Annotated in this window: 20 protein-coding genes; 12 read left to right on the forward strand and 8 right to left on the reverse strand. The window is 62.3% G+C overall.

Translation table 11 applies throughout. The features are described 5' to 3' along the window. Positions 1 to 90 precede the first annotated feature (90 nt). Positions 91 to 681 (forward strand): NADPH-dependent FMN reductase, encoded by a 591-nt coding sequence (locus tag ACVJGD_RS05425; RefSeq protein ID WP_456633386.1) that lies wholly within the window; start codon positions 91 to 93, stop codon positions 679 to 681. A gap of 24 nt (positions 682 to 705) precedes the next feature. On the opposite strand, the gene ACVJGD_RS05430 is transcribed toward ACVJGD_RS05425, so the two are convergent. After that, on the reverse strand, positions 706 to 960 hold the full coding sequence (locus tag ACVJGD_RS05430) for a hypothetical protein (RefSeq protein WP_456633387.1): 255 nt from the start codon (positions 958 to 960) through the stop codon (positions 706 to 708). A gap of 209 nt (positions 961 to 1169) precedes the next feature. Here ACVJGD_RS05430 and ACVJGD_RS05435 point away from each other — a divergent pair, with 209 nt between their 5' ends. Beyond that, positions 1170 to 1355 carry a hypothetical protein gene (locus tag ACVJGD_RS05435; RefSeq protein ID WP_456633388.1) on the forward strand — a complete coding sequence of 62 codons (186 nt, stop codon included), beginning with the start codon at positions 1170 to 1172 and terminating at the stop codon, positions 1353 to 1355. 104 nt (positions 1356 to 1459) lie between these two features. Here ACVJGD_RS05435 and ACVJGD_RS05440 read toward each other — a convergent pair whose 3' ends face one another. Both ACVJGD_RS05440 and ACVJGD_RS05445 read right to left on the reverse strand, forming a co-directional pair. Beyond that, positions 1460 to 2563: a hypothetical protein gene (locus ACVJGD_RS05440; protein ID WP_456633389.1), complete on the reverse strand. Its 1104-nt coding sequence runs from the start codon at positions 2561 to 2563 to the stop codon at positions 1460 to 1462. 203 nt (positions 2564 to 2766) lie between these two features. Then, positions 2767 to 3153, reverse strand: a complete 387-nt coding sequence (locus ACVJGD_RS05445; protein WP_456633390.1) for a hypothetical protein — start codon at positions 3151 to 3153, stop codon at positions 2767 to 2769. A gap of 231 nt (positions 3154 to 3384) precedes the next feature. Between ACVJGD_RS05445 and ACVJGD_RS05450 the strand changes: the two genes are divergently transcribed. From ACVJGD_RS05450 to ACVJGD_RS05475, 6 genes are all read left to right on the forward strand, one after another. Then, a complete protein-coding gene (locus ACVJGD_RS05450; RefSeq protein ID WP_456640182.1) occupies positions 3385 to 3984 on the forward strand; it encodes a L,D-transpeptidase in 600 nt (199 codons plus the stop codon). A gap of 419 nt (positions 3985 to 4403) precedes the next feature. Then, the gene (locus ACVJGD_RS05455; RefSeq protein ID WP_456633391.1) at positions 4404 to 4853 is read left to right on the forward strand and encodes a septal ring lytic transglycosylase RlpA family protein; all 450 of its coding nucleotides are present in this window, start codon (positions 4404 to 4406) and stop codon (positions 4851 to 4853) included. A gap of 571 nt (positions 4854 to 5424) precedes the next feature. Continuing rightward, entirely contained in the window at positions 5425 to 6573 is a 1149-nt protein-coding gene (locus tag ACVJGD_RS05460; protein ID WP_456640183.1) for a PepSY-associated TM helix domain-containing protein, read from the forward strand. A gap of 122 nt (positions 6574 to 6695) precedes the next feature. Next, a complete protein-coding gene (locus ACVJGD_RS05465) occupies positions 6696 to 7058 on the forward strand; it encodes a hypothetical protein (protein WP_456633392.1) in 363 nt (120 codons plus the stop codon). A 186-nt stretch (positions 7059 to 7244) separates the two neighbouring features. Then, positions 7245 to 7424 (forward strand): hypothetical protein, encoded by a 180-nt coding sequence (locus ACVJGD_RS05470; protein WP_456633393.1) that lies wholly within the window; start codon positions 7245 to 7247, stop codon positions 7422 to 7424. 532 nt (positions 7425 to 7956) lie between these two features. Further along, positions 7957 to 8199: a hypothetical protein gene (locus ACVJGD_RS05475; RefSeq protein WP_456633394.1), complete on the forward strand. Its 243-nt coding sequence runs from the start codon at positions 7957 to 7959 to the stop codon at positions 8197 to 8199. Positions 8200 to 8322: 123 nt separating this feature from the next. Here ACVJGD_RS05475 and ACVJGD_RS05480 read toward each other — a convergent pair whose 3' ends face one another. Together ACVJGD_RS05480 and ACVJGD_RS05485 are read right to left on the reverse strand one after the other, a co-directional pair. Then, positions 8323 to 8565, reverse strand: a complete 243-nt coding sequence (locus ACVJGD_RS05480) for a hypothetical protein (RefSeq protein ID WP_456633395.1) — start codon at positions 8563 to 8565, stop codon at positions 8323 to 8325. A gap of 350 nt (positions 8566 to 8915) precedes the next feature. Further along, the gene (locus tag ACVJGD_RS05485; RefSeq protein WP_456633396.1) at positions 8916 to 9767 is read right to left on the reverse strand and encodes a DUF2306 domain-containing protein; all 852 of its coding nucleotides are present in this window, start codon (positions 9765 to 9767) and stop codon (positions 8916 to 8918) included. Between the two features lie 341 nt (positions 9768 to 10108). On the opposite strand from ACVJGD_RS05485, the gene serA reads away from it, so the two are divergent. After that, positions 10109 to 11365: a phosphoglycerate dehydrogenase gene (serA, locus tag ACVJGD_RS05490; protein ID WP_456633397.1), complete on the forward strand. Its 1257-nt coding sequence runs from the start codon at positions 10109 to 10111 to the stop codon at positions 11363 to 11365. A 979-nt stretch (positions 11366 to 12344) separates the two neighbouring features. Further along, complete coding sequence (locus ACVJGD_RS05495; RefSeq protein WP_456633398.1) at positions 12345 to 12617, forward strand: hypothetical protein; 273 nt, start codon at positions 12345 to 12347, stop codon at positions 12615 to 12617. A 292-nt stretch (positions 12618 to 12909) separates the two neighbouring features. Here the strand turns inward: ACVJGD_RS05495 and ACVJGD_RS05500 are convergent, their stop codons facing one another. Continuing rightward, entirely contained in the window at positions 12910 to 13140 is a 231-nt protein-coding gene (locus ACVJGD_RS05500; RefSeq protein ID WP_456633399.1) for a DUF6894 family protein, read from the reverse strand. A 262-nt stretch (positions 13141 to 13402) separates the two neighbouring features. On the opposite strand from ACVJGD_RS05500, the gene ACVJGD_RS05505 reads away from it, so the two are divergent. Next, on the forward strand, positions 13403 to 13672 hold the full coding sequence (locus ACVJGD_RS05505; protein WP_456640184.1) for a DUF2312 domain-containing protein: 270 nt from the start codon (positions 13403 to 13405) through the stop codon (positions 13670 to 13672). Between the two features lie 158 nt (positions 13673 to 13830). Here the strand turns inward: ACVJGD_RS05505 and ACVJGD_RS05510 are convergent, their stop codons facing one another. Next, positions 13831 to 14004, reverse strand: a complete 174-nt coding sequence (locus ACVJGD_RS05510) for a hypothetical protein (protein ID WP_166816488.1) — start codon at positions 14002 to 14004, stop codon at positions 13831 to 13833. Positions 14005 to 14165: 161 nt separating this feature from the next. On the opposite strand from ACVJGD_RS05510, the gene ACVJGD_RS05515 reads away from it, so the two are divergent. After that, the gene (locus ACVJGD_RS05515; RefSeq protein WP_456633400.1) at positions 14166 to 15086 is read left to right on the forward strand and encodes a DMT family transporter; all 921 of its coding nucleotides are present in this window, start codon (positions 14166 to 14168) and stop codon (positions 15084 to 15086) included. Between the two features lie 48 nt (positions 15087 to 15134). Here the strand turns inward: ACVJGD_RS05515 and ACVJGD_RS05520 are convergent, their stop codons facing one another. After that, positions 15135 to 15608 carry a hypothetical protein gene (locus tag ACVJGD_RS05520; protein ID WP_456633401.1) on the reverse strand — a complete coding sequence of 158 codons (474 nt, stop codon included), beginning with the start codon at positions 15606 to 15608 and terminating at the stop codon, positions 15135 to 15137. Between the last annotated feature and the right edge of the window lie 82 nt (positions 15609 to 15690).

The raw sequence follows: 15690 nt of genomic DNA on the forward strand, positions 1-15690 counted from the left end.
TGCCATTCTGGACAATAGAGGAGCTTCAAGCTCCATGGTAACCAGCGCGGCTTAATCCCGCGTTTACGCTTCCCGATCGGAGTGAACGGCATGGCCCACCGCATTCTCGTCTTCTACGGCTCCTATCGCTCCGACCGCATGGGCATTCGGCTTGCGAGCTTCGTGGTCGAGGGCCTGCGCGCCCGCGGCGAGGACGTCGAATTCATCGACGCCAAGGAGGTTGGATTGTCCATGCTCGACCGCATGTACAAGGAATACCCGAAGGGTGCGGCGCCCGCTGCGCTGGAGAAGCTTGCCGGCCAGATCCGCGAAGCCGACGGTTTCGTGTTCATCACCGGTGAATACAATTGGGGCATCCAGCCGGGGCTGAAGAACCTCACCGACCATTTCCTGGAGGAGTGGTTCTGGCGGCCTGCCGCGATCGCAAGCTATTCCGCCGGACGCCTCTCTGGCGCGCGCGCCGCCACCGCCTGGCACGGCACGCTCTCCGAAATGGGCATGGTGGTGATTTCAAGCACGATCGGCGTTGGGCCGATCGCGCAGACGCTGGCGGCGGATGGAAAACCGATCGGCGAGGGCGGCAAGGCGCTGGAGCGGGCCTTTCCGCGCTTTGCCGATGACCTCATGTGGTGGGTCGAAGCCGCCAAGGAGCAGCGGGCGCGCAAACAGCCGCCTTATTGAGTTGAGGCGAGTGGCCGTACCGACTCAGCGCGTTCGCTGATCCGAGTTTCCAGTAGCCGATTTGCGTTTGGTCTCGGCAGGCGCGCCCATCTCCTGGCATGGCATTTCCTGCCATGAACCGTCGGCTGCCTTCTGATAGGCGCGGCACGGCGAGGTCACCTGCTTGTCGTCGGCCTTCTGGGTGTCTGACTGGGTTTCTGAGTTCTTCGCAAGGACCGGTGCTGCAAAATGTGCAAGCGCGGCCACCGAACCGGCAAAGATCACTGTTGCGATCCGCATCGGAGGTTCTCCTTTTCGATGCAGACTTTTCTAGAAGCAATTGTGGAAATTTTTTGCCAAACGGCCCCACGCGCCTGACCTTGCTTAACAATCGGAAAATGACCGGTGAGCCGGGAGGAACGAGGCCGCCGTTCGGCGGTTAAAAAAAGCTGCGGCCCAACCAACCGGGACGGTGCGACGACGGGAGCAAGCAACATCGGGAGAGCGACATGATGCCAGAGACGCAGATTCACATGATCGCGCGGCAGATGTTGGAGCAGCACGGCTTTGAGGCGATCGCCCGGGCCGCGCAAAAGGCGCAGGCCTGCGAGAGCCAGGGCGAGGCCGACGAGGCCCGCGAATGGCGCCACATCGAAGCCGCCATGAAGATCATGCGCGGCCCACGCCAGAGTTGACGGGCTAGAGCTTCGGTTCTGATTGAATCAGAACCGAAGCTCTAGATTCTGGTTTTGTCGCGCTTTCTTGACGTGAATCGGCGTCCACTTCGCTTGAAAACGCTCTATCGTACCGGCATCGGCGGCCGCACCACCGGTCCGCCGTCCTGCGCCTGCGGCTCGGGCAGTGTTTGCACCGGGGCAGGGGCTGGCGCGGGCGGTGGCGGCAGCGGCGGAGCAGCGGTAGCGGTTTGCGCGGATGGGTATGCGGGCGGCTTCGGCCTACGCACAGGCGCTGCGACCGGCCGCGGCGGCGGAGCCGGCCGCGGCTGCGCGGCTTGCGCCGAAACCCTGGCGTCGGAATTCCTGGCCTCAGAATTTCTGGCCTCAGAATTTCTGGCCATGTCGCGGGCCATCTGATCCTGGCCCGCCTTGAGCTGCTCGATGGTGGCTTTGAGTTGCTGGATCTGTTGACCCATCGTCGCGAGATCGTGCGCCATCGACTGCAGCAACTGCGACGAATCAGGGGAGAGGGCGGCAGCCGTTGTCGGCGTAGCGGCTTCCGCGGGCTGAGCCTGAGCCTGAGGCGGGGTGTCCGGCTGAGCGACCGCCTGATCTGTCGAGGCGGTTTGAACGGCGGGTGAAGCCGGCTGCTCCGTAGCGGTTTGAACGGGTGGCGGGGCCGGCTCCTCCGCGGCCGCCGTCGAATCTCCCGAAGGTGGCGACGAGAACTGATCTGTCGAGGCGGTTTGAACGGCGGGTGAAGCCGGCTGCTCCGTAGCGGTTTGAACGGGTGGCGGGGCCGGCTCCTCCGCGGCCGCCGTCGAATCTCCCGAAGGTGGCGACGAGAACGACGACAACAGCGAGACCTGCGGTATCCAGTCCGCAATCATCTGCTTGGCGGTGTCGCCATGATGCTTCCAGGCCGCCGCCCCGAAAGCGCTGAGCAGTGCGAACAGGAAGGCTATCGCGGAACGTTTGGCCCATTTGGCGAACGGCGAAGGCTCGCTCGGGAGCTGGATGTGATCGCTGGCCGTCACGCGAAAGCTGGTATCGAGCGAAGGTGCTGAGGCGCTGGATGCCACGTAGCCCTGCGGTGCCGGTGCGTGATTTACGTCGGCGCGCGGCGTTGGCGGTGCACGATCGCCGCGCGCGGCCAGAACAACTTCGGGATCGATCACGAATACATCGTGCGGATCGGAGTCTTTAGCATTCAGCGTGGAAAGCATTGGCGCTCCATCTTCAGTCCAATGCCACCCGCTTAAGGAAGCGGCCGGCGGATTTACGCTACGTCAACCATCCTCTGCCCGGCCCCACGACTCCAGCCAGGTTTGACCAAAGCAAGGCGAGAGGAGGGAGAGTCTGGGGCCGCCCACGGCGACGGGCTTTCCGGGAACTCGGGAAGCAGCCGTGAAATAGGACGTGCGCGCAGCTAGTTCTTCGGACGGATGAAACCGGCGAGGTGGGTCTTTTGCGCTTCGCACCAGGTCGTCATCCCCAGCCGCCGCTGGTCGAGATCAGTGGCCTGTGTGGCGACCGCGACTTCGGCCATCAGTTCGTCGTCCTGGCGCTCGCCCATCTTGCCGCCCGTGTGCATGAAAGCGATCGCCTTGCGCACTTTCTCCGTGGTTCCGTCGGGCAGATGCATCTCTTCGGCCTTCTGCACGAGGTCCTGATAGACGAGATCGGTATTGGGACATTCGACCTTGGCGGCGAACGCCTGCAGCACCAGCGTGACATAGGCCGAGCGCGGATCGGCCTGCGCAGGCTGAGCCGCAAGCACAAGCAACAGGCCTGCGATTAACGGAGTATGGCGCATCCTCGGGAACCTCCTGTTTTTCGGGGAGGCTAGCGTTGGCCGAGGCGCTGTGCAACCGATGCAACACACAGCCCGCCGTCTCAATCAAACAGACGTGTTCCAACATCCTTTGCCATGATTTCAGCACTATTCTGGCAGCAACTGGGTAATAGGTTAACGCAGGGGAGACGTGCGGTGTCGAGACTGGGGCTCGCAGTTTTGCTGACGGGGGCGGTGTCGCTGGCCGGCTGCATGCAGGCGACGTTGTCGCCATCCACCGATGCCAATATGACGCCGCGCGACCGGCAATTGCTGGCCCATCCACCTTACGCGCAGGCTTCCATTCCGCAGCAGTTCCAGCGCCACATTGTCGACTATACGCGCAAGGAACAGCCGGGCTCGATCCTGGTCGATACCGACGCGCGCTATCTCTATTACGTGCTGCCAGACGGCAAGGCGATACGCTACGGCGTGGCGGTCGGCGAGGAGGCGATGGCTTTCTCCGGCGTCGCCACCGTTGGCCGCATGGCCGAGTGGCCGGACTGGGTTCCGACCAGGGAGATCCAGGAGCGGCTCGGGCCTTATCCGTCGCGTGTTGCTGGTGGCCCGGCCAATCCGCTCGGCGCGCGGGCGCTCTATCTCTACCAGGGCAACAAGGACACGCTGTATCGCATCCACGGGACCAATCAGCCGGAGTACATCGGACAGGCGATTTCCTCCGGTTGTATCCGCATGGCCAATGCCGACGTGATCGATCTGTTCGGCCGGGTGAAGCCGGGCGCGACCGTCGTCGTGCTGCCGCCTGCCGCCGGTACCGCGTCGGTCGGGCCGTTCAGCCCCCGCCGCGGCTGATTTGATCTAAGCCAAGCCACCATCCGTCATTCCGGGGCGACGCGTTAGGCGTCGAACCCGGAATTTGGCGTTTGCACCTGCAGCCCAATTGATTCCAGGCGTGCGCATTTCGCGCGCGTCTCGGCCGGAATGACAGCGCTGGCTGTGGCGCAATCACCACACCTCGAGGGAATTGCGTAACGGTAAACGCGCTCTGAGGCCTCCTGCCCCGGTTACGCCCCGATTGGAGTTCGCCCTAGGAACGTTGGATTTCGGCTTGGGCTAGGGGCGCGAGTTGGGGATGCAACATGTGTTTCGACCGTGCCGTGAATTCGTACGTCGACATCAGAGGGCGGGCGCAGGTTGAAGCGCACTTGGTGTCATCCGGTCCCCTGTGGAGAGCCACGCGGCTCATCGCGGTTGTTCTCGGGGCCGCTTCGTTGGCGGCCTGTGCGCAATCGACCGTCGTCAGCCAGCGATCGGAGATCGGCGCGAGCAGGCAGGCATCGTTCGTGCACACCCGCACCGCGGCGGTAGCGATGAAGAAGCGGGTGGCGGCGACGCGGAAGTACACGCGGGCCGCATCGCGCAAGGATGGCGATGCCAAAGTCGCATCCCAGGGTGTCGCGAGCTTCTACAGCGAGGATACGCAGACCGCGAGCGGAGAGAAGTTCGACAAGAACGAATTGACTGCGGCGCATCGGACCTTGCCGTTCGGTACCAAGCTTCGCGTCACCGACGTCAAGAGCGGCCGTTCGGTGACGGTGCGGGTCAACGACCGTGGTCCGTATGTGCGGGGGCGGGTCGTCGACGTCTCCTATTCCGCCGCGCAAGAACTCGGAATGGTCGGCAAGGGTCTCACGAACGTCAGGCTTGATGTGCTCCATTAGCTGATGGTCCCGTAGCTCGGGAATTTTCTTCGTCGTCGTCGGGAAAATCTCCCTCGCGCTCGGCGCTTTAATCACGTTGCCGCCGCCCATCGTCACGATAGATTCGAAACGCTACGTCCCGCGCCTTGAACTTATCCATTGCGTGCGGATTTCTTACCCAATGAACTTCAACCCCGCCTTCCATTCGTGGAGGCGGGGCTTTTCCTTTTGCGCAGCGCCAATTGTCGGCGGTGCCGTCGCCAGCGATTGGCATTCCTTCCCTTGATACCTCTGATCTTGATTAGACGAATTCCAAGCAACGTAGCGCCTTCGAGACGATCCGCTTCTGGTTGCGCGGCAACACGCGCCCGTCTATGTGGATTGCGCTATCAAGGACGGCGGGCTGGACGGCTGGGGCTTCGGCGGTGGTATCCGCTACCACTACCGTCAGCCGAACGGCATTCAACTTGGCACTCAACGTGAAGAACATTCCCGAACGCGTCACTACGGCCTGCACCATGAGTGGCGGCTGTCAATGCTCGAGCCCGCGCACCATCACGGGCACGGTCAGCTATCGCTGGTAAACACGCCGATGGCTCGACCGCAAACGATCCGGCTGTGGTCGCGCATTCACACGTGGACCTCACTGGTCAGCATGGTGTTTCTGCTGATGCTGTGCGTGACCGGCCTGCCGCTGGTTTTCCATGACGAGATCGACGAGCTCCTCGAAGAGGAGATCGCGGCGCCTGAGATGCCGGCCGACACGCCGCGCGCATCGCTTGATCGCCTGATCGAGGTCGCGAAGCAGCGCTATCCCGGCCAGTTCGTCCTCCTCGCCAATCTGAAACAGACGGAGCCGCTGGTCACGGTGGCGATGTCGCCGACCGCCATTCCCGTGCCTGGCCGGTTTCATCGCGTGACCATCGATGCGCGCACGGCCGTGGTGCTCGGCGAGGAGACGCCGCATCAGGACGTGATGGATTTCGTGCTGCGCATCCACAAGGACATGTTCACGGGTTTGCCGGGCGAATTGTTCCTCGGCGTGATGGGGCTTGTCTTCGTGGTGTCACTGATCTCGGGCATCGTCGTGTACTGGCCGTTCATGCGGCGGCTGGATTTTGGCACGATCCGACGCGGGTCGTCGCCGCGGCTCAGATGGCTCGATACGCACAATCTGCTTGGCATCGTCACAGTGATCTGGGCGTTGGTGGTCGGCTTGACCGGGACGATCAACACGCTGGCGACGCCGCTGTTCGACCTGTGGCGCGCGCAACTCGTGCCGGTCCTGCTTGCCCCTTACCAGGGCAAACCGGTCGCGCCGCTTCCCTCCGTTCAATCCGCCGTCAGCCGCGTGCGTGAAAAATTTCCGGATAGGCTGGTGACATCCATCACCATGCCGACATCGGCTCGTTTCGGCAGCCCGCAACATGTGATCGTCTGGACCAAGGGCGCAACGCCGTTCACGGCGCGCATGCTGCAACCGGTGCTGGTCGACGCCAACAATGGCGAGAACATCATTGCGCCGCAGGTGCCCTGGTATCTGAGGGCGCTGCAGGTCTCGCGACCGCTGCATTTCGGCGACTATGGCGGACTGCCGCTCAAGATCGTCTGGGCGCTGCTCGATCTCGTCACTATCATCGTCCTGGGTAGCGGCATTCATCTCTGGATCGCCAAGCGGCGCGCCGCGCCGGCGCGGAGCAGATTGCCGGGTGTGCGGCACGCTCTGGAGACCAAAGTCTAGCCATCTGGCGTGCGCCCGAAGCGCGGAGGAACCGGAACTTCACGGCCCGTTGAACGAACCATGGGAACGGCATCCGCACCCCATCGTTGCCGCTTTCGAAGAGGCACATTGGAGGAGGACCGATGAAGAAGCTTGCATTATTGGGCGCCGCCGCCGTGTTAACGACGACGTTCGCCACCCCGCTGATGGCGCAGGGCGTCACGCAGGAACCCGGCTCGATCGGATTCAACTATCCGAACTCGCGCTACCTGACCGGCAGCTACGGCGTCGGTACGCCCTATAACACCGGCCGCTACCCCCGCATGGGTTATTATTATCGGCAGGTCTATTACGGGCCCGTTTATCACCGACCCTACTACGGGCCGGGACCGGGCGAGGTCGCAGCCGGCGTCATCGGCGGCGCGATCGGTACCGCAGCCGCGATCGCCGCTGCGCCGTTCGAGCCGGATGATTCCTACGCCTATTACAGCTACGATCCTTACTGAGGAGCGAAGTAGCGACAGGAGAGCGGCCCACGGGCCGCTTTTTTGTTGCGTTTCGTCGTGCGCCCGTCGCGACGGTCGGGGCGGCGTCGGTGCCGTTCCATCAAATCGTCACGTTCCCGGCGAATTGCGGCCAAAGGCTGTTGGCTATTGGCGAGCCGGGCAGAGCAAGAACACGGGATAAAGAAATTGTCCTACAGGATGATCGCAGAACGCGACAACGAGAAGGTCAAGGTCGAACGACAGAGTTCATTGGTCATCGTCGCCAAGGCGCGTGTCTTCGCGAGCGCCGGCTGGCAGGTCGTGATCACGGACGACGAGGGCAAGTCGTACGCCCCCGCGGAGTTTGATCAATTGTTGGCGGCTTGATTTTCGCGGTTTATGTAGGGCGGATTGCGCTTGCACCAGTCCGCGTCTGGATTCTGCATTCGCGCAAATCTGCGGCCGGTGGACGGCGCGATTATCGCATTGAATTTTAGAACGTGATAGCGCGCTAGGCGATCAAAGCGTGATCGCGTCATGCTGCCGGCGCCGGCAATTCAGCAAAACGTGAACGCCTGATCGATATCGTGAGAGGCGGCCTGAATTGAGCGCGGGGTGCATCGGCGGTCGGTGCCCGGGAAGATCATTCTATTTCAGGCCGCGATTAAGAACGTCCCGTTCGTCGGCCGGCGGTCACAGCGAAGCTTCTTCTGAGGATGATTGGGGCGCGATGCGCCGGCCGCTCTGCGCGCACGCGTCCATCGTGATCGATCACGATGATGTTTTTAGATGATGAATGTCATTCTATTGAACGTGAACATCCGATCGCTATCTGCAGGGGCGAACGCCACGATGACTTCGAAGCGTTGGCGAGAGTTCAAACGCTACTCGTTTGGTCAAGTCGAAAGGGGAATAGGCAATGACTAGGTTCAAGCTTTTCAGCGCGGTTGCATTGGTATCGGCGGCGATCGTCACTCCGGCGGTTGCGCAGCAGGCGGTCCAGGAACCTGGCGCGCAGGCATTCTATCAGAGCCTGGGTGTCGGCTCCCATTCCTATCCGCAGAATGCGCTGGCATCCGTTGGGCGCGTCGATCTGTCGGTTGCAACGCCTCCGGCGCGCCATGCGCGCCGGTCCGCGAGGCATCACGTGTCTCGACAGTGACGTGGCAACGAGGTCGGCGAGCACGGTGTAGGCCGCCGCCTTCTTCATACGAAGGCGGATCATACGAAGGCGGATAGCGTTCGCGCGCCGTCCGCCTTCACCTCGATTGACGCGCGCCGCTACTCAAATCCGCCTTGCGGAGCGCCACGCCGGAATAGGATCGAGCGGCGTGCGATAGAGCTCGACGTTGTCGACGTCGGTGACGCGAACCGCGCAGCCTTTGGCTTTCAACTCGGGCTTGACTTGCGAGAGCTCGTTGGCGAGCTGGTCGGCTCTGTCGGAGGCGACGTGCAGGTCTTCGAGGATGATCGAGCCCTGATTCCTGAACTCTTCCCCAACGACGAGATCGAAGCTGTAGCAAGGCATCCGAAGCGCTCCTGTTTCGGTATGCACTGCATGGTACCACTGAGTCGGTGGTTCCCTAGGACTGGCAACGCGCAATGGTTAAGCTTCGCGCGCAAACAGTGTGCAGCGATGCGCGAATGCATCACGCGACTCGTCGCGCGATGAAGGCTCCGTAGTTTTCCGGTGACGTGTAGCGAGTGTGATCCAGGCCACTATTGCTTTGTTAAGACTTTATTAAATTTATCGGCGTCAGCCTAAGGGCAGAGGAATTTGCAGCGGAACCGGACTCCGGGAGCCGGCAGCTACAAGAGAAGGCCGGCGGCGTAACGCCCGCCGGTCTTTTCTCTGGGGCGGAGTGCTCCGGCGCAAGGTCAAAGAAGCCTCTGCACAATCCTCGGTCCCCAGTGCAAGGCCGTGAAATAATACGTGCTCACTGCGATGAACGCGGCGGCGACACCCATGCAAATCGCCGCTCCCACTTTGACGTAAGCAGGAGAGCGGAGCTGGCGCGCGCGAATGAAGACCTCTGCGACGATCAGATTGGGAATGTAGAAAAAGAAGGCCATCACGACGTCAAAGCCGCCATCGAACGTCGGCGTGTGACCCATGTTGTGGCCGAGCAAATGCCAGAATCCGTAGTCCATCCGGTAGAGCCAGGACCCGATCACCAGCGCAAACAATCGGATCGCCCAGGCGCGATGCTGCTCGAAGCGTTTCCCTCGCGCGTGCCAGAACGTTGCGACGGCGGCGATGGCCGTGAGCGCGCCATAGAGGCTGAAACCGATGTTCATCGGTGTGCCGCCGATCGTGCCCTGCATGGCGATAAACGCGAGCCCGCCCAGGCCCGCCATGAATGCCGACAACGCGTAGAGCCGGCCGACCCACCGATGAAACGTCGGCGCTTTCGCCCGCACAGCCCCGATCAGTTGCAATGGGCCGAGCAGAAGGAGCACCGTGCCCGCCGCAAAATGCAATCCGATACCCATCGTCGCCACGAACGAATTCGGATCGTGAAGGCGCGGCAGATCCCTGTTCCACTGATCGAGATTTCCGTCCGCCAGCGCGCCGAGGTAGATCGCAACAATATAGAAACCGAAGATCGCCGCGCTGATCCAGACGGCCGCCACAAGGGCGATCATCGTCCATCGCAGCGCCGCCGCGCCGGCGGCATTTGCGCTGATCGAGCCGCTCTGCTGCCGATCGAGTTCGAATTGCAAGGACACCGCGATAGCCCCAATCTGCCAGACCATCAATCGCGCAGCGTAACTCTTGCGCGCCACGAACAGGCTTTAGGGCCGATTGAGGCATTGGGATGGCTGCAACGTCCAGCGGCCGGCCGACAACGTTACTGTTGTAATCCGGAGCGCGTGTGACCGATCGAGCGCAACTTCCCTGGTCTCCAGCGCGTTGTGACGACGGCGATTGCGGGTAGGCGGGACATGAGCGCCCGGCCGGTCGTACTTTCCGTGGTTGCCTCGGGCGGCAAGGGCGGATATCCGTCCGCTGGTCCGGGCCAGCCCAAATTTCCGACGATCGGCCCGGCCAGACCACGATCGGACGACCGATGCCCCTCTCTCTGCCCAAGCAAAAGATCCGCGTCCTGCTGCTGGAGGGCGTGAACGTATCCGCCGTTCGCCTGTTCGACACCAACGGCTATACCGAGGTCGAGCGTCTGCCGAAGGCGCTCGGCGCCAAGGAGCTGAAGCGGGCGCTGTCGGGCGTGCACATGCTGGGCATTCGTTCCAGGACCCAGCTCACCGCCGACGTGATCGAGGCGGCGGACCGGCTGATCGCGGTCGGCTGCTTTTCGGTCGGCACCAACCAGGTCGATCTCGACGCGGCGCGGCGGCTTGGCATTCCCGTGTTCAATGCGCCTTATTCCAACACCCGGAGCGTCGCGGAACTCACCATCGCCGAGGTGGTGATGCTGCTCCGAAGGGTGTTCCCGCGCTCGGTGGCGGCGCATGGCGGCGGCTGGGACAAATCGGCGGAGGGCAGCCGCGAGGTGCGCGGCAAGACGCTCGGCATCGTCGGCTACGGCAATATCGGCTCGCAATTGTCCAACCTCGCCGAAGCCATGGGCATGCGCGTGATCTTCTTCGACCAGACCGACAAGCTCCGTCACGGCAACACCGAGCCGGTCGAGACGCTGGACGAACTGCTTGCGGCAAGCGACGTCGTCTCCCTGCACGTGCCGGAGACGCCGGCCACCGCCAACATGATCGGCGAGCGCGAGCTGCGGCAGATGAGGCAGGGCGCCTATCTCATCAACAACTCGCGCGGCACCGTCGTCGATCTCGATGCGCTGGCCCGCGTGCTGGGCGAAGGCTGGCTCGCCGGCGCGGCGGTCGACGTCTTCCCCGTGGAGCCGGCCTCGAATGCGGACCGCTTCGTCTCGCCGCTGCAGGGCCTTTCCAACGTGATCCTGACCCCGCACATCGGCGGCTCGACCGAGGAAGCCCAGGACCGCATCGGCGGCGAGGTCGCGCGCAAGCTGATCGATTATTCCGATGTCGGCTCGACGTTCGGCGCCGTCAATTTCCCGCAGGTGCAGCTCCCGGCCCGGCCGACCGGCACCCGCTTCATCCACGTGCACCGCAACGTCCCCGGCGTGCTCCGCCAGGTGAACGACGCCGTCGCCCGCCATGGCATCAACATCCTCGCGCAATACCTGCAGACCGATCCGGAAGTCGGCTATGTCGTGCTCGAGACCGATGTCGTCGGCGGCGAGGGCGAGGGATTGCTGGCGGACTTAAGGGCCGTCGACGGCACCATTCGCGTCCGCGTGCTGTACGATCATGACCGGCCGGTGGCGCGGTGAGGGGAATGGGGCGCGTACGGGTTGAGGCTGTAGGGTTGGCAAAGGCGCACTTGCGCCGTGCCCACCATCCAGCACCACGCTCGTGATGGTGGGCACGCTTCGCTTTGCCCACCCTACGGCGCCGCCGCAGACTTCTGATTCAAATATCAAACAACGGAAGGGATATGAGTCCGCATTCTCGCGGCGCGATGCGTCCGAGCTTTGCGTCTCGTTCCACCCTCTCATCGAACAGAGGGCGCAGGGAAAGCCGGGTGCTGGTTGCACCCGTGGGCCCCGTGCAACAAAAAGCACGGGGGTAGGACCACAGGTCAACCGAAGCAACTCCGGCTTTCCCTGCGCGATGGTTTTACAGCTTACTTCGTGCTCTTCCCGGTGACCGGGCTTTCTTGCCACCGTCATCTCTCGCGTGAATTTGTTCACGCAAAAAACTTAGCGCCAGCGTCGGGGCGCCAGAACCACACGACTTCGCCGTCCGCGAGTGCCACGCTCGTCAGTCGTGACACTCTCGTCCACCGCATCTCACCGCAACGTTCGTGACGATCGCGACCCGCCCCTCATTTGGGTGAGACGCGCGGATTAATAGTGCTGATTTGCCCGACGACGGAAGCGGAATATTTTTCGCTGATAGTCTGGACAGACTTTTGGTGATTTGCCCGTCGGGTTGATTTGTCGCACCCAAACTAGCCACATCGTCATTCCGGGGCATCGCGAAGCATCGAGCCCGGAATCCATTTCGCCGCTTGAGGTCGTGGACGAATGGATTCCGGGCTCGCGCCAAGAGGGCGCCCCGGAATGACGGAGGTATTCTGTTTCGGTGCGAATTTCAGCGGTCTGATGCTGTGCTTCGTGCGGGCGGCGAAAGAAATCGCTACGCGAGGCGATGGATCGCAATCCTGCATTGTTGCAATGCAACAAGATGCGTACCGCAATGCAATAAGAGGCTTATCTCCTGGCTTCGAACCTACCCAGGAGAATTGCAGTGAAGAAGACTTCCCTCACCATCGCAGCCGTGGTCGCGGTCTCGATCGCAGGCGGCACTGCCAGCTTCGCTGCGGAGTTGCCGACCTACGCAGTGAAGGGGCTGCCGATTTCGCCCGTACAAGTCGGGCTATTGGGAGCCGCAAATGTCCAGGAGCAGCCGCAGGTCGCCCCCTCGGCGGCTTCCCCGCACCAGCTCAGCGTACTCACGCCGCGCCCGAAGGTAAGGGCAGCGACGGCCTCGCGGACCGAAACCGGGCTCGCATCCCGCTGACCGAGGCGTCCCAAGCCTTGTGACGGTAAAAGGCCCGCGACCATGTCGCGGGCCTTTTACATTGATGGGGTGTTGCTCGATCGCGAATTGCGCCGATGTGCGGCCCGCCAATCCGCTTTACGAGGCCCGATGCCTTGCGTGCCATCTCGGGCCGCGCCCTCGCATGTAATGAAGCTCGGGCCGATAGGGGTCCCAGACGGCTTCGATCAGCTTGTGGCAGCTTGCGATGATCGCGTGCAGGCGTCGGCGCAGCGGCCGCCAGGAAGCTTTAGCGAGCGGCATGGCGCCCGCCTCAGTGCAACTTGCCGAGCACGGACGTGAACGGCACGTCGAGGAGTTCGTTGCCGAGCTCGTCGGTGACGTGCAGGATCCAGCTCCGCCAATCTTCATCGCTCGGCGTCATGATGAGCGCGCGCACCAGGCCTTCCGCGTGCTCGCGCGCCTCGGCCAGGTCCATGGCGTGACCGCATTCATCGATCAGAACGTGTTCGGCGTCAGAGCAATGGAAATAGAGTTCAGCCATGTTCCGCCTCCTGCGGCTAGCGACCTCAGGCTCTATCGATAGCAGCACGGACGGCGGCGGAGAATCCGGGTGATCCCCCATCGGGAAATTACGGAGAATGTTGAGGATTCGACTTAAGTCGACGGGGGTCAATGTGATCAGCCTCAGGCTGATCCGCCATGCGGCTGGCTCTGGCGAGCGCTGCTCGCAGCGGGCTCTTGGGTTAACAAATTGGTCATTTCTTTACCCGCATTTTCACGACCTCATTCAGCAAAGAGGCACCATGTCTGACATCACCATTCCCGGCGGGCGTATTCGTTCCTTCGTCGAGCGGATCGAGAATCTGGACACCGAATTGCAGGAGTTGAACGAGCAGAAGAAAGAAGTCTTCTCGGAAGCCAAGGGCGAAGGCTTCGACGTGAAGATCCTCAAGGAAATCATCAAGCTGCGGAAAGAGGATAAGGAAGAGCGCGACGAGCGCGAAAGCCTGCTCGATCTCTACATGCGCGCCATGGAAACCGCACCAGCGGAGAAGACCGCCAAGGCGGCGTGATGCAATCGAAGTGAAGTGCATAGGGCGGCTCAGCCACCGGGTCTGCGTTTCGCGCGGCCCGGTGACAGGCTCCGCGTAACCCGCCGACGCGCCAAGAGTGTGCGGCGGAATAGGCCGACGCCAATCCGTTCTACGGGTTCATGGCTGCGCGCCTGATATCACCGAAACAGCGCGACGTAGATCACGTAGAGCCAGCCCAGGATGCCATGGATGATTGCCCACAGGATCGAATGGTTGTTGGTGTAGGAGATCGCGATGGCCAGGGCGGAGCCGAAGCCCACGCCGTATTTCGCGCCCTCGACCCGAACTCCGTAGTATCGATTTCCGTTCATGGTGATCCTTTCAGCCCATAGGGAGGAATATCCAAACTAGAGCACGTTGTTTTTTAGCAGAATCGGGATTCCCAATTGTACGGCGCCAATCGGCCTCTGCGCCCGTCAGCCTTGCATGGCCGTGGGTTGATCCGCTGTGACGGCTGACGTAAGCGTCGGCGATGACCAAGCCGACCATCGGCGCCAATGCTCCAGCCCAAAAATCGGATGCGAAACCGGCCCTGCTTGGGGTCGCCTGCGGCCTTGGCGCGGCGTTGTTCTGGGCGCTCGGCTTCGTTTCGACACGGCACGGGCTGAAAGTCGGATTCACGCCCGCGGACCTGCTGATGCATCGCTACGTGTGGTCGGGCATCGCGTTCCTGCCGCTCGTGCTTCGCGCCGGAATAGGCAATCTCTGCGGCATCGGATGGGGCCGCGGACTGGTGCTGATGGTGCTCGGCGGACCTGTGATGTCGATCATCAGCTATACCGGCTTCCTGTTCGTGCCATTGGGGCATGGCAGCGTCATCCAGCCTTCCTGCGCGACGCTCGGCGGCGTGTTTCTCGCGGCCGCTTTCCTGAAGGAGCGGATCTCGTTTTCGCGGGTGTTCGGGGCGGTCGTCATCGTCGGCGGCCTTGCCGTGATCGGCGCTGAATCGATCGGCCATATCGGGCCCGACGGCGTCCTGGGCGATCTGATCTTCGTGCTGACCGGATTGATGTTCGCGGTCTTCGGCACGCTGCTGCGCCGTTGGCGCGTCTCCGCTTTCTCCGCGGCCACCGTCATCAGCGTGCTGTCGCTCTCGCTGCTGCCGGTCTATGCGGCATCCGGCGGTCTCGGCCGCGTGATGGCGCTGGGCCTCGGCGAAAACGCGCTGCAGGCGATGGGGCAGGGGGTCCTGGCCGGCCCCGCGGCGCTGTATCTGTTCGCATTCTCGATCCAGCTTCTCGGCGTTGCCCGCGCCGCCGTCTTCCCGGCGATGGTGCCGGCGCTGACCCTGCTCGTCGGCTGGCTCCTGCTCGGCGAGCCCCCGACCGCGCTGCAGGCGACGGGGCTGGTCGTGGTGCTGTCCGGATTCTATCTGGCGCAACGGCAGCGGTAGAGGATCACCCGGCCTTTGGGCGACAGTGCATCCAATCCGCCCTGCGAGCTACTTTTCCCCGCGTGGATCATTCAGTTGCATGGTGATCACATCCATCGGTCGCCAGTACGTCTCAAATCCATTGTCGTAATCGGCACGAATGGTGTGGATGTTGAGTTTGCAGTCGCCCGTCTGCCGATAGATCGGCCCCGCAAGTCCATTTTCCACCCACGCACACACGTGCCTGCCAAAGCGAATTGCGCCTGATGAGCTATCGTAGATAAGGCCAGCAACTCTGATTTTGTGCTGGTTGTATAGTTTGCAGTCGGACGCTGCCCAATCTCCAGTGACGTATTTATCGCACAGGGTCGCTGACACCCACGCACGATTTTGATCGGGATTGCCACGGAATTCCAAAAACGCCGCACCGTTGGGCGTGCGCCAGACGCTGGGCACTTTTGCAACAAAAACGGATTCGGAATGCGCTTCCCCAGATACGACCAGCATGAAAATCGTCGACAATAACGCAATCACTGTCTTCATTTTTGCCTCCGCTGGCATGTGCCTCAACGTCGAAATGTTCGCAGCAGTTTGCGCCGGAGAGAAATAAACTCAGCGTTTGTAT

The organism is Bradyrhizobium sp. USDA 10063 (genome assembly GCF_054063735.1).

What these genes read in the sequence shown, in the direction of transcription:
- ACVJGD_RS05460 (WP_456640183.1), top strand. Translation starts at nt 5,425, where the DNA reads ATGGCTCGACCGCAAACGATCCGGCTGTGGTCGCGCATTCACACGTGG.
- ACVJGD_RS05500 (WP_456633399.1), bottom strand. Translation starts at nt 13,140, where the DNA reads ATGGCTGAACTCTATTTCCATTGCTCTGACGCCGAACACGTTCTGATC.
- ACVJGD_RS05430 (WP_456633387.1), bottom strand. Translation starts at nt 960, where the DNA reads ATGCGGATCGCAACAGTGATCTTTGCCGGTTCGGTGGCCGCGCTTGCA.
- ACVJGD_RS05440 (WP_456633389.1), bottom strand. Translation starts at nt 2,563, where the DNA reads ATGCTTTCCACGCTGAATGCTAAAGACTCCGATCCGCACGATGTATTC.
- ACVJGD_RS05520 (WP_456633401.1), bottom strand. Translation starts at nt 15,608, where the DNA reads ATGAAGACAGTGATTGCGTTATTGTCGACGATTTTCATGCTGGTCGTA.
- serA (WP_456633397.1), top strand. Translation starts at nt 10,109, where the DNA reads ATGCCCCTCTCTCTGCCCAAGCAAAAGATCCGCGTCCTGCTGCTGGAG.
- ACVJGD_RS05505 (WP_456640184.1), top strand. Translation starts at nt 13,403, where the DNA reads ATGTCTGACATCACCATTCCCGGCGGGCGTATTCGTTCCTTCGTCGAG.
- ACVJGD_RS05510 (WP_166816488.1), bottom strand. Translation starts at nt 14,004, where the DNA reads ATGAACGGAAATCGATACTACGGAGTTCGGGTCGAGGGCGCGAAATAC.
- ACVJGD_RS05450 (WP_456640182.1), top strand. Translation starts at nt 3,385, where the DNA reads ATGCAGGCGACGTTGTCGCCATCCACCGATGCCAATATGACGCCGCGC.
- ACVJGD_RS05475 (WP_456633394.1), top strand. Translation starts at nt 7,957, where the DNA reads ATGACTAGGTTCAAGCTTTTCAGCGCGGTTGCATTGGTATCGGCGGCG.
- ACVJGD_RS05480 (WP_456633395.1), bottom strand. Translation starts at nt 8,565, where the DNA reads ATGCCTTGCTACAGCTTCGATCTCGTCGTTGGGGAAGAGTTCAGGAAT.
- ACVJGD_RS05425 (WP_456633386.1), top strand. Translation starts at nt 91, where the DNA reads ATGGCCCACCGCATTCTCGTCTTCTACGGCTCCTATCGCTCCGACCGC.
- ACVJGD_RS05435 (WP_456633388.1), top strand. Translation starts at nt 1,170, where the DNA reads ATGATGCCAGAGACGCAGATTCACATGATCGCGCGGCAGATGTTGGAG.
- ACVJGD_RS05465 (WP_456633392.1), top strand. Translation starts at nt 6,696, where the DNA reads ATGAAGAAGCTTGCATTATTGGGCGCCGCCGCCGTGTTAACGACGACG.
- ACVJGD_RS05515 (WP_456633400.1), top strand. Translation starts at nt 14,166, where the DNA reads ATGACCAAGCCGACCATCGGCGCCAATGCTCCAGCCCAAAAATCGGAT.
- ACVJGD_RS05445 (WP_456633390.1), bottom strand. Translation starts at nt 3,153, where the DNA reads ATGCGCCATACTCCGTTAATCGCAGGCCTGTTGCTTGTGCTTGCGGCT.